Annotated in this window: 11 protein-coding genes; 6 read left to right on the top strand and 5 right to left on the bottom strand. The window is 71.1% G+C overall.

Annotated elements, in window-relative coordinates; translation table 11 throughout:
• Positions 1 to 2,376, top strand: a 2,376-nt coding sequence (locus E7Z54_RS12900; RefSeq protein WP_136434296.1) for an ATP-dependent Clp protease ATP-binding subunit, incomplete at its 5' end; no start/stop codon positions are given.
• Between the two features lie 71 nt (positions 2,377 to 2,447).
• Entirely contained in the window at positions 2,448 to 3,515 is a 1,068-nt protein-coding gene (locus tag E7Z54_RS12895) for a hypothetical protein (RefSeq protein WP_136434295.1), read from the top strand.
• A 16-nt stretch (positions 3,516 to 3,531) separates the two neighbouring features.
• Here the strand turns inward: E7Z54_RS12895 and E7Z54_RS12890 are convergent, their stop codons facing one another.
• A complete protein-coding gene (locus tag E7Z54_RS12890; protein WP_136434293.1) occupies positions 3,532 to 4,704 on the bottom strand; it encodes a pyridoxal phosphate-dependent aminotransferase in 1,173 nt (390 codons plus the stop codon).
• Positions 4,705 to 4,731: 27 nt separating this feature from the next.
• Between E7Z54_RS12890 and pyrE the strand changes: the two genes are divergently transcribed.
• On the top strand, positions 4,732 to 5,271 hold the full coding sequence (pyrE, locus tag E7Z54_RS12885) for an orotate phosphoribosyltransferase (protein ID WP_206056186.1): 540 nt from the start codon (positions 4,732 to 4,734) through the stop codon (positions 5,269 to 5,271).
• 37 nt (positions 5,272 to 5,308) lie between these two features.
• Here pyrE and E7Z54_RS12880 read toward each other — a convergent pair whose 3' ends face one another.
• Positions 5,309 to 6,055, bottom strand: a complete 747-nt coding sequence (locus tag E7Z54_RS12880) for a DedA family protein (protein ID WP_240769663.1) — start codon at positions 6,053 to 6,055, stop codon at positions 5,309 to 5,311.
• Between the two features lie 97 nt (positions 6,056 to 6,152).
• Here E7Z54_RS12880 and E7Z54_RS12875 point away from each other — a divergent pair, with 97 nt between their 5' ends.
• On the top strand, positions 6,153 to 6,809 hold the full coding sequence (locus E7Z54_RS12875; RefSeq protein ID WP_136434298.1) for an RNA methyltransferase: 657 nt from the start codon (positions 6,153 to 6,155) through the stop codon (positions 6,807 to 6,809).
• Positions 6,810 to 6,818: 9 nt separating this feature from the next.
• On the opposite strand, the gene E7Z54_RS12870 is transcribed toward E7Z54_RS12875, so the two are convergent.
• The 3 genes from E7Z54_RS12870 to E7Z54_RS12860 all read right to left on the bottom strand — a co-directional run bounded on the left by E7Z54_RS12870 (position 6,819) and on the right by E7Z54_RS12860 (position 9,695).
• Positions 6,819 to 7,430 carry a hypothetical protein gene (locus tag E7Z54_RS12870; protein ID WP_136434291.1) on the bottom strand — a complete coding sequence of 204 codons (612 nt, stop codon included), beginning with the start codon at positions 7,428 to 7,430 and terminating at the stop codon, positions 6,819 to 6,821.
• A complete protein-coding gene (locus tag E7Z54_RS12865; RefSeq protein WP_136434289.1) occupies positions 7,427 to 9,178 on the bottom strand; it encodes a right-handed parallel beta-helix repeat-containing protein in 1,752 nt (583 codons plus the stop codon). The genes E7Z54_RS12870 and E7Z54_RS12865 overlap by 4 nt, the downstream gene beginning before the upstream one ends.
• 187 nt (positions 9,179 to 9,365) lie before the next feature.
• A complete protein-coding gene (locus tag E7Z54_RS12860; protein WP_136434287.1) occupies positions 9,366 to 9,695 on the bottom strand; it encodes a hypothetical protein in 330 nt (109 codons plus the stop codon).
• Between the two features lie 96 nt (positions 9,696 to 9,791).
• Here E7Z54_RS12860 and fbaA point away from each other — a divergent pair, with 96 nt between their 5' ends.
• Together fbaA and E7Z54_RS12850 are read left to right on the top strand one after the other, a co-directional pair.
• On the top strand, positions 9,792 to 10,823 hold the full coding sequence (gene fbaA / locus E7Z54_RS12855; protein ID WP_136434285.1) for a class II fructose-bisphosphate aldolase: 1,032 nt from the start codon (positions 9,792 to 9,794) through the stop codon (positions 10,821 to 10,823).
• 8 nt (positions 10,824 to 10,831) lie between these two features.
• On the top strand, positions 10,832 to 11,150 hold a 319-nt coding region (locus tag E7Z54_RS12850; RefSeq protein WP_136434283.1), incomplete at its 3' end, for a pyridoxal-phosphate dependent enzyme.

Raw genomic sequence — 11,150 nt, 5'->3', positions numbered from 1 at the left:
GCCACCGGAGCCACCGTCCAGCAGCCGGCCGGCTCGGCCGCGCTCAGCCGCGTGCTGGCCTCCGCGCTCGAGCTCGCGCAGTCGATGAAGGACGACTACATCGCCTCCGAGCACCTGCTGATCGCGCTCGCCACCGTCGAGTCCTCGGCGAAGAAGGTGCTCCAGGACGTCGGGCTGACCGCCGAGGGGCTGCGCGAGTCGCTCACGGCCGTCCGGGGCAACCGCCGGGTCACCTCCCAGGACGCCGAGTCGACGTACGAGGCGCTCGAGAAGTACTCCGTCGACCTGACCCAGGCGGCCGAGGAGGGGCGCCTCGACCCGGTCATCGGGCGCGACGCCGAGATCCGCCGCGTGGTGCAGGTGCTGTCGCGCCGCACCAAGAACAACCCCGTCCTGATCGGTGAGCCCGGGGTCGGCAAGACCGCCGTCGTGGAGGGGCTCGCGCAGCGGGTCGTCGCGGGCGACGTGCCGGACTCCCTCAAGGGGCGCCGGGTCCTGTCGCTCGACCTGGCCGCCATGGTCGCGGGCGCGAAGTACCGCGGCGAGTTCGAGGAGCGGCTCAAGGCCGTGCTCGAGGAGATCAAGCAGGCCAGCGGCCAGATCATCACCTTCATCGACGAGCTGCACACGGTCGTCGGCGCAGGCGCCGGCGGCGACTCGGCGATGGACGCGGGCAACATGCTCAAGCCGATGCTGGCTCGTGGTGAGCTGCACATGATCGGCGCGACCACCCTCGACGAGTACCGCGAGCGGGTCGAGAAGGACCCGGCGCTGGAGCGACGGTTCCAGCAGGTCTTCGTCGGCGAGCCGTCGGTCGAGGACACGATCCAGATCCTGCGCGGCCTCCAGGAGAAGTACGAGGCGCACCACGGAGTGCGGATCACCGACGCCGCCCTGGTGGCCGCCGCGACCCTGTCGGACCGCTACATCACCGGCCGCCAGCTGCCCGACAAGGCGATCGACCTCATCGACGAGGCGGCCAGCCGGCTGCGGATGGAGATCGAGTCCTCTCCGGAGGAGATCGACCAGCTGCGCCGTCAGATCGACCGGATGAAGATGGAGGAGTTCGCCCTCGCCAAGGAGTCCGACGACGCGTCGGTCGAGCGGCTCGCCGCCCTGCGCAAGGACCTCGCCGACCGCGAGGAGGAGCTCCGCGCGCTGGACGTGCGCTGGGAACGCGAGAAGTCCTCCCTCGAGGGCGAGGGGGAGCTGCGCCGCCAGCTCGACCAGCTGCGGGTCGAGGCCGACCGGCTGACCCGTGAGGGCAATCTCGCCGGCGCCAGCGAGATCCTCTACGGCAAGATCCCCGAGCTCGAGGCGCAGATCCGGCAGCTCGAGGCGGTCGCGGACGACCCGAGCGCGGGCGAGCCGCAGGAGAAGCTCGTCGGTGACGAGGTCGGGGCCGTGCAGGTCGCCGAGGTGGTCGAGGCCTGGACCGGCATCCCCACCGGCCGGATGCTGCAGGGGGAGACCGCGAAGCTGCTCGAGATGGAGTCCGTGATCGGCGCCCGCCTGATCGGCCAGCGCGAGGCGGTCGGCGCGGTCAGCGACGCCGTACGACGGGCGCGGGCCGGGATCTCCGACCCGAACCGCCCGACCGGGTCGTTCCTCTTCCTCGGCCCGACCGGAGTCGGCAAGACCGAGCTCGCCAAGGCGCTCGCGGACTTCCTGTTCGACGACGACCGGGCGATCGTGCGGATCGACATGAGCGAGTACTCCGAGAAGCACTCGGTCGCCCGGCTCGTCGGTGCGCCTCCGGGCTACGTCGGGTACGACGAGGGCGGCCAGCTCACCGAGGCCGTGCGGCGCAGGCCGTACTCCGTGGTCCTTCTCGACGAGGTCGAGAAGGCGCACCCCGAGGTCTTCGACATCCTGCTCCAGGTGCTCGACGACGGCCGGCTGACCGACGGCCAGGGCCGCACCGTCGACTTCCGCAACACGATCCTGATCCTGACCTCGAACCTCGGCTCGCAGTACCTCGTCGACCCGACCCTGGACCCGGAGAAGCAGAAGGAGTCCGTGCTCGCGCTGGTGCGGCAGAGCTTCAAGCCGGAGTTCCTCAACCGGCTCGACGAGATCGTCACCTTCGACGCCCTCGGCAAGGACGACCTGGCGAAGATCGTCGACCTGCAGCTGGTGCTGCTCGAGAAGCGGCTCGCGGCGCGCCGGGTGTCGATCGAGGTCACGCCGGCTGCCCGGGAGTGGCTGGCGGATGTCGGCTACGACCCGGCGTACGGCGCCCGGCCGCTGCGCCGCCTGATCCAGTCCGCGATCGGCGACCCGCTCGCCAAGCTGCTGATCGGTGGCGACGTGGCCGACGGCGGGTCGGTGACGGTCGACCGGGGCGAGGACGGGCTGGTGTTGGCCGCCGGCTGAGGGTCATCGGCTGCTGCCGGGCCGGGAGGCCGGACTCCGGGCTCCGTCGGTGCTCTGGTGGAATGGACCGCATGAGCCAGGAGACCCAGCCGCGCCCCGGACAGGCGACGCTTGCCGGAGCCCTGATCATCGGGGGCTCGATCGTCGTCCTGCTCGCCGCGTGGCAGCGGATCTCGACCCTGCACACGATCGAGTCCCAGGAATCCCTGCGGCAGGCGCTCTCCCGGCCCCCGTTGGACAGCCTCGGCCTGAGCCTCGAGGCGCTCGAGGTCACGGTGCGTGTGCTGTGCCTGATCGCCGCCGGGGCCGCGACCGCCGCGGCGATCCTCGGGTTCCAGGTCTTCAAGCGCTCGACGAGCGCCCGGATCGGGCTGAGCGTGCTCGCGCCCCTGCTGCTGGTCGGCGGGTTCGCGACGGAAGGGTTCTTCGCGCCGATGGTGGTCGCCGGCATCACCCTGCTGTGGCTGCAGCCGACACGCGACTGGTACGCCGGACGTCCGTGGCTTCAGCGCTACGAGGAGCGCCGGGCCGAGCGGCTCGCCGCGATACGGTCCCCAGCCCGGACCGGGCAGGACTCGGTGGGCGCCCCGACGCCACCGGCCGCACCGCCGGTCGCCCCGACCGAGCCGGGCCTCCAGGGCGTCCTCGGCGCGGAGGACACCATCCTCCCGGACGCGTCGCACGGACAGCACCAGCCGGGCGTCGTACGACGACGGCCACCGGCGCTGGTCTGGGCATGCGCGCTGACCTGGGTCACCTCCGGTCTCGTCGCGGCGGGGCTCGTGGTGTCCGCCCTCGCGATGACCCTCCAGCGGGACGAGTCCATGGCGGAGATCCGCAAGCAGCAGGGCGAGGCCCTCGATACGTACGGCCTGACCGAGGCCCAGCTCCTGGCCGGCGTCTACGTCGTGCTCGGCGCGCTCGTGCTGTGGGCGCTCGCCGCGATCGTCGTGGCCTACCTGACCTTCCGGGGCCACAACTGGGCGCGGATCACGCTCGCCGTCTCGAGTGCGGTCGCGGGGGCCACCTGCCTGGCCTTGGCGCTGGGCAACCCCGGGCTGATCGTGCTCGTCGTGGTCCTCGCCACCTGCACCTGGCTGCTGCTGCGGGCCGACGTGACGGCCTGGTTCCAGCGCTGACCCACTGGCCCCCGCCTCAGGCGGTGAGGTCGGCCTCCGCGAGGCGGCGCACAGCCTCGTCGATCACCGCCGCGTCCTTGCAGAAGGCCCACCGCACCAGCCGCCGACCCGACCCCGGGGCGTCGGGGTGGTCGTAGAAGACCTCCGTCGGGATCGCGACGACACCGGCGCGCTCCGGCAGGGCGCGGCAGAAGTCGCGGCCGCTGGCCCAGCCCAGCTCGCTGACGTCGGTCGTCGCGAAGTACGTCCCCTGCGGGCTGTACGACGTCAGCCCGGCCGCGCGCAGGCCGCCGACCAGTTGGTCGCGACGGGCCTGGAGCTCCTGACACAGCCGGTACGGGAACTCGCCGTGCTCGTCGAGCGCGACCGCCACGGCCGGCTGCAGCGGGGCCCCCGAGGTGTAGGTCAGCCACTGCTTGGCACCCATCACCGCGGAGACCAGCTCGGCGGGACCGGTCGCCCAGCCGACCTTCCACCCGGTGACCGAGTAGGACTTCCCGGCGCTGGACAGGGTCAGGGTCCGCTCCTCCATCCCGGGCAGTGTCGCGATCGGGACGTGGGCGTGACCGTCGAAGGTGAGGTGCTCGTAGACCTCGTCGGTCACGACGAGGAGGTCTCGCTCTCGGGCGACCCGGGCCACCGCCGCCAGCTCCTCGGCGTCGAGGACTCGTCCGGTCGGGTTGTGCGGTGTGTTGAGCAGGATCAGCTTGGTGCGCGGCCCCACGGCGGCCTCGAGCTCGTCGGGGTCGAGGCGGAAGCCCGGTGCTCGCAGGGTCACCGCTCGTCGTACTCCTCCGGCGAAGGCGATCATCGCGGGGTAGGAGTCGTAGTAGGGCTCGAGCACGATCACCTCGTCGCCGGGGTCGACCAGGCCGAGGATGGCGCCCGCGATGGCCTCGGTGCAGCCGGTGGTCACCAGGACCTGGGTATCGGGGTCCAGCTCGATGCCGTAGTGCCGCTGCTGGTGGCGGGCGATGGCCTGCCGGAGCGCGGGGATCCCGATCCCGGGCGGGTACTGGTTGTGGCCGCCCCGGAGTGCGTCGACCGCCGCGGCGATCACCTCCGGTGGGCCCTCCGAGTCGGGGAAACCCTGGCCGAGGTTGACCGATCCGGTGCGGACGGCGAGCGCGGACATCTCGGCGAAGATGGTCGCGGGGAGGTCGGCGACGCGACGGGCAGCGGGGTGCACGTGCTCGACGATAGATAACCTTCGGGCGTGACGACCACGGACACCGCCCTCGCCGCCGACATCGACGCCACCTGCCGCCTCACCGGCGAGTTCACGCTCCGGTCCGGTCAGGTCAGCAACGAGTACTTCGACAAGTACCTCTTCGAGGCCGACCCGCAGCTCCTGGCCCGGGTCGCGCGCGAGGTCGCGCAGCTGCTGCCGAACGAGAAGCACCTGCTCGGCGGACTGGAGATGGGCGGCATCCCGATCGCGACGGCGGTCAGCCAGCTGATCGGCCTGCCGACGCTCTTCATCCGCAAGAAGGCGAAGGAGTACGGCACCTGCAAGCTGGCCGAGGGCCCCGACTTCGCGGGCAAGCAGGTGGTGCTGATCGAGGACGTGATCACCACCGGTGGTGCCGTGCGGGACGCCACGATCGCGCTGCGCGAGGCCGGGGCGATCGTCGAGTACGTCGTGTGCGCCATCGACCGCAGCCCGGAGGGTCGGAACCCGCTCGCCGATCTCGGGCTGGAGATCCGGGCGGTGCTCACGAAGGCCGAGCTGGACGCGGCGCGGGCGGCCAGCTAGGTCGGCAGCCCGCCGGCCGGCGGTCAGGCTCGACCGACTACGTGTCGAGGCCCGCGATGTCGCGGTCGGGGATCCCGTCGGCGTCGTTGTCGGCGGCCTCCGGGCCCGAGGTCCGCTTGTGCCGCCACCACTCGTAGACGATCGGCACCGCCGAGAACGCGAGGATCACCAGGATCGCGTAGTCGATGTTGTTGGAGAGGAACGGCCCGAGCACCGGCACCCGGCCCAGGAAGTAGCCGAGCAGGAGGATCGAGGCGACCCACAGCACCGCGCCCACCAGGCTCCACTTGAAGAACCGGAACCGGTCCATCCGGGTGACGCCCGCGACCACGGTGACGTAGGTCCGGACGAACGGCACGAACCGGCCGATCACCAGGGCCTTGTTGCCGTGCTTGTCGAAGAACGCGCTGGTCTGGTCGAAGTACTTGCGCTTGAGGATCCGGCCGTTGCGCTCGTAAAGCGGTGGCCCGATGGCCCGGCCGATCTCGTAGCCCGCGACGTTGCCGAGGAACCCCGCCACCGTCAGCAGCAGCAGCGCGACCAGCATCTCCACGAGGGGTGGTCCCGGGAAGATGTCGATCCGCTCGCCGGCGATGAAGATGCCGAGCGCGAAGAGCAGGGTGTCGCCGGGCAGGAACGGGAAGAACAGCCCGCACTCGACGAAGATGATGAGGAGGCTGAGCCAGAAGAGCTCGGCGCCGAACTCCTTGAGCAGCCAGTCCGGCTCCATCCACTTCATGCCGAGAAGGAATGGCTCGGCGACAAGTGGGTCGAGCAGGTGCACGGCGCCACGGTACCTGCCTCCACCCAATCGCGGGCGCGGACGGTCAGGTTAGGGTCCGCGTGTGTCGGACCAGGACCAGCGGGCGCCGTACGACCCGATGCCCCACGGGCAGCCGGAGGTCGGCGTCGGGCCGTGGCAGGGACCGTGGCCGGAGGGCCCCGGCAGCGAGGTGTACGACGAGCGCCTGCTCCAGGAGGGTGACCGTCGCAACGTCGTCGACCGCTACCGCTACTGGACGGTCGAGGCCATCGTCGCCGACCTCGACCGGCGCCGGCACGACTTCCACGTGGCGATCGAGAACTGGCAGCACGACTTCAACATCGGCACGATCGTGCGCACCGCGAACGCCTTCCTGGCCGCCGAGGTGCACATCGTCGGCAACCGACGCTGGAACCGTCGCGGCGCGATGGTGACCGACCGCTACCAGCACGTCCGCCATCACCCCAGTGTCGAGGACCTGCATGCCTACCTGGCGGAGGCCGAGGGTGGCCCGGTTCCCCTCCTCGGCATCGACAACCTGCCGGGGTCCGCGCACCTGGAGACCATGGAGATCCCGCGGCGCGTGTGCTTCCTCTTCGGTCAGGAGGGGCCCGGGCTCTCCGAGACGGCCCGGGCCTCCTGTGACGGCACGTTCTCGATCGCCCAGTTCGGGTCGACCCGGTCGATCAACGCCTCCGCTGCCGCGGCGATCGCGATGCACGCATGGGTCCGTCAGCACGCCGACCTGTCCAGCGAGGAGGCCTGGCGCGGCTGAGAGGACCTCTCAGGGCCGCCGTACGTCGTCGCCGCGCGTCAGCGTGCGGTCAGGACAGTTGTTGATGACCTGCCCGTGCACGACCAGCGGGTGGGCGAGCGTCACCTCGGACTCGAACCCGCGACCCAGGACGCTCCCCGCGACCAGGATCCGCTCCCACATGTCCGCCGACCGTTCGTGGTAGTAGCGGCAGTTGTCGAAGCGCATCGTCCAGGTCACCTCGGCGGTCCCCCAGGGCTCGAGCCGCACCGGCAGGCCGGCGCCGACCGGCACCAGCAGCGGCCGCGGCTGGCCCTCCAGGCGGATGTCGTCGACCGAGAGCGGCAGGGGGCCGGTGTTCCGGAGCGGCACGGTCAGCGTGACGGTCTCGTGGTGGCGGTAGTGGAGTGCGTAGGTGCCCTCGGCGCCGTACTCCGAGACCATCAGCCCTGCGTCCACGGGCAGCTGCGGGGCCACGCCCGGGTCCAGCCGCACCAGGGCCGGCGAGAACGCCCACCCGACCACCAGGCCGGTGACCACCACGAGCGCCCACAGCCCCCGCCGCCGTCGGGACGGCACGTCGCCAGCCGTCGAGGACAGGTCGTACGACGCCTCGTGCTCGTGCCGGACGAGCAGGCTCATCGCGAGTTCGCCCGTCGGGCGGACCCCAGCCGCAGCGCGAGCGCGCCGGCCAGCCCGACCCCGACCACCACGGCCGGCATCACCGGGGAGGCCGGCTCACGGGCGGTGGGCGCCGCGGCGGCCGCGATGCTCTCCTCGGTCGGCTGCGCCGGCGTGGTGACCCAGGGGCAGCCGGTGGGCTCGGGGTTGGTGTACCGGTCGTAGCGGGCGCAGGGGAGCAGGCTCGTCGTCTTGACCAGGTTGCTGACGGGCAGCAGCGACCGCTGCTCGCAGCCGGGCAGCTTCCCGAGGGTCGCGTTGTGGGTGAACTCCTTGCCGGGTGCGACCTCGTTGTCCTCCCAGCAGTTGCCGACGCCCGCGTCGTCCCACCACATGTCGAGCCCGTTCGGGACGTACTCGCCGTCGGGCGAGATCCCCATCTGGTTGCCGGTGAAGTGATTGTGGTTGGAGTTGTCGGTCTGGTGGAGCGGGTCGTAGTCCTCGCGCATCAGCGCCGGCGGGACCCAGAAGAGCATGAAGCCCTGGCGCCAGTTGTCCCAGACCTGGTTGTCGTTGACGAAGTTGTGGTTGCCGATGATCATGCCGCCGGTGCCGACCGGCAGCGGGAGCGGCGGGCAGACGACGCCCCGCTCGTGGCCGCGGTCGGCGGGCCGCTCCTCCTGGCAGGGCGCGTCGTCTCCCTGCACGTTGGCGTAGTAGTTGATGTTGTTGGAGTAGATCTTGTTGCCCGTGAACCAGCCGTGGTCCTGCGGCATCCCCGGGTGGCCGGCCAGGATCGACTCGACGACGAAGCCGATCCCGTTGTGGTGCATCAGGTTGTCGTGCACGTAGACGGAGTTGCCCGCCGTGCCCGAGAAGCCGAGGGCGTTGTGGTGCATGTCGCAGTTGCGCACCTCGACCGCCCATCGGGTCAGCGGCCCGGTGCTGGAGCTCGTCGCGTTGACGTCGGCGGCGCTGCCGGGGTAGATGCCGGAGTCGCCGTTGTGGTGCGCCTCGCAGTTCTGGATCAGGCCGTGATCGGAGGTGAACGCGAGGACGCCGTACAGGTCGTTGTAGCGGGTGACCACGCCGTCGACCACGTAGCCGTCGGTCTCGTGCACGTAGACGGCGTTCTCGCGGAACAGCTCGAGGGTCATGTTGGCGAGGTAGAAGCCGTCCGCCCGGTCGGCCTTGATCCCGTTGTGCTTGACCCAGTCGCCGTCCTCCCGGAAGCCACCACGGAACAGCACGTCCTCGGGCGTCGCGCCGGTGCCCTCGATCTGCAGGTTGCAGCGCGGCCCGTCGCAGACGATGTCCTCGTCGTCCGGATCGTCACCGGCGATCGTCACCAGGTTGACGATCTCGCCGCAGGCGTAGGTGAGCTCGTAGCTCACCACCCCGCCGTCGTACCCGCCGTCGCAGGTGGGGTCCCAGGACGGCTCCTCGCGGTAGACGCCCGGCAGCACGTAGATGTTGGTGCCCTGGGTGTCGACGGCGTCGACCGCGGCCTGCAGGTGGTCGAACCCGCACCGGCGCAGCAGTGCCCGGTTCTGCCGCCGGACTCCGGGGTCGGCGATCGCCGCGATCCGACTGGCCGAGTCCGGCTTGCACACGACGAGCACGTCCGCGGCCTGCGCCAGGGATCGGTGGACCGGAACCGACCCGTTGCCGGGTGGGAACTCGGAGTCGCGCTCCTCGTGCGCCACTGCGGGGGGCGTGACCAGCACCGCGGCAGCCAGGCCGACGAGGACAGGCGCGAATCGACTCATTGGGGGGCCTCCTTCGGGCGCGGCCGAGCCGCCGAGCCCTGCTTCACGAGGCCCAACGCCGGGGCCGTCCGGATGTTACGCACGTCACATCCGAGCGACCGCGACCGACAAGCGAGCCAGTCTGGGGACGCGGGTCCCCAGGATCAAACCCCTCACCAGCGTCGGGCGCACTCCTTGAGGTGGACCTTCACCTGCTGGCCGCGAGCGACGATGACCGGCACCGTCCCAGCACCTTCCCGGCCTTCTCGCAGGTCAGCGTGTACGCCTCGATCAGCCCCGAGGTCTCCTCGTCGGTGGCGTCGAACAGCGCCGCGGTCAGGGGTGTAGCTCGGTGTGACCGCCGCGTCGTTGGTGACCGCGAGGACGTAGGTCCCCGGCGTGGGTCGGCGATCATGGCCTCCTCCTTCAGCCCGGGGGCGTTCCCCGAGGAAGCGACCTCGGTCCGGCTGCCGTGCTCGGTGGTGGCGTCGACCGCGCCCGGTGTGCCGGAGCAACGGACGGCCACCGCCGGGGTCACGGCCTCCGGTATCGCCGGGACGGAGACCGGAGCCGGCCGTCGGTCGCGGTAGGTTGAGAAAAGTCGATCCCGTCACCAACCGCTGGAGACCGCAGCATGCCCATCGCCACTCCCGAGAAGTACGCCGAGATGCTCGACGCCGCGAAGGCGGGCGCCTTCGCCTTCCCCGCGATCAACGTCTCCTCCTCGCAGACCCTGAACGCCGCTCTCAAGGGCTTCGCCGATGCCGGTTCCGACGGCATCATCCAGATCTCCACGGGTGGCGCCGAGTACCTCTCCGGCCCCTCGGTCAAGGACATGGTCACCGGCTCCGTCGCCTTCGCCGCGTTCGCCGCCGAGGTGGCGAAGAGCTACCCGGTCAACATCGCGCTGCACACCGACCACTGCCCCCAGGGCAAGCTCGACGGTTTCGTCCGGCCGCTGCTCGACATCTCCGCGGAGCGCGTGCAGCGCGGTGAGCAGCCCCTGTTCCAGTCCCACATGTGGGACGGCTCGGCCGTGCCGCTCGACGAGAACCTCCGGATCGCCGAGGAGCTGCTGGCGAAGGCCGCAGCCGCACGGATCATCCTCGAGATCGAGGTCGGTGTCGTCGGCGGCGAGGAGGACGGGATCGTCGGCGCGATCGACGAGAAGCTCTACACGACCCCCGAGGACGCGCTGGCCACGGTGCGGGCGCTCGGCATCGGCGAGAAGGGCCGCTACCTGACGGCGCTGACCTTCGGGAACGTCCACGGCGTCTACAAGCCGGGCAACGTCAAGCTCCGCCCGGAGATCCTCAAGGCCGCCCAGGAGGCGGTCGTCAAGGAGCTCGGCCTGGCCGCGGACGCCAAGCCGTTCGACCTCGTCTTCCACGGCGGCTCCGGCTCCTCGGCGGAGGAGATCGCCGCGGCTGTCGACTACGGCGTGGTGAAGATGAACGTCGACACCGATACCCAGTACGCCTTCACCCGACCGGTCGCGGCGCACATGTTCAGCAGCTACGACGGCGTGCTCAAGGTCGACGGCGAGGTGGGCGACAAGAAGGCCTACGACCCGCGGGCGTGGGGCAAGGCGGCCGAGGCCGGGATGGCCGCTCGGGTCGTCGAGGCCGCCGAGCACCTGCGGTCGGCCGGCAAGACGGTCGGCTGAGTCCACCGTTGGTCGAGGAGGTCGCGCAGCGGCCGTCACGCGACCCGCTGCCGACCGCAGCGGACGTCGACCGAGCGGCCGCGCTGCTGGAGCCGGTGATCGACCCGACCCCGCTGCAGCGGGCGTCGCGGCTCTCCGACCTCACCGGCCTGGACGTCTGGCTCAAGCGTGAGGACCTCACGCCCGTGCGGTCCTACAAGGCCCGCGGTGCCTACACGGTGCTCGCCGGACTGACGGACGAGCAGCGCGCACGCGGCGTCACCTGCGCGAGCGCGGGCAACCACGCGCAGGGCGTGGCGTTCGCCTGCGCCCGCGCCGGCGTGCGCG

It is taken from the genome of Nocardioides sp. (genome assembly GCF_004803405.1).
In the GTDB taxonomy this organism is placed as follows: domain Bacteria; phylum Actinomycetota; class Actinomycetes; order Propionibacteriales; family Nocardioidaceae; genus Nocardioides; species Nocardioides vastitatis.
Note: the sequence above shows the minus strand (reverse complement) of the source record. Positions and strands in the feature narration are given on the sequence as shown.

Excerpts from the sequence above, each read along its gene's own strand:
- E7Z54_RS12875 (WP_136434298.1), top strand. The coding sequence starts at position 6,153 with ATGCCCCACGGGCAGCCGGAGGTCGGCGTCGGGCCGTGGCAGGGACCG.
- E7Z54_RS12895 (WP_136434295.1), top strand. The coding sequence starts at position 2,448 with ATGAGCCAGGAGACCCAGCCGCGCCCCGGACAGGCGACGCTTGCCGGA.
- E7Z54_RS12870 (WP_136434291.1), bottom strand. The coding sequence starts at position 7,430 with ATGAGCCTGCTCGTCCGGCACGAGCACGAGGCGTCGTACGACCTGTCC.
- fbaA (WP_136434285.1), top strand. The coding sequence starts at position 9,792 with ATGCCCATCGCCACTCCCGAGAAGTACGCCGAGATGCTCGACGCCGCG.
- E7Z54_RS12865 (WP_136434289.1), bottom strand. The coding sequence starts at position 9,178 with ATGAGTCGATTCGCGCCTGTCCTCGTCGGCCTGGCTGCCGCGGTGCTG.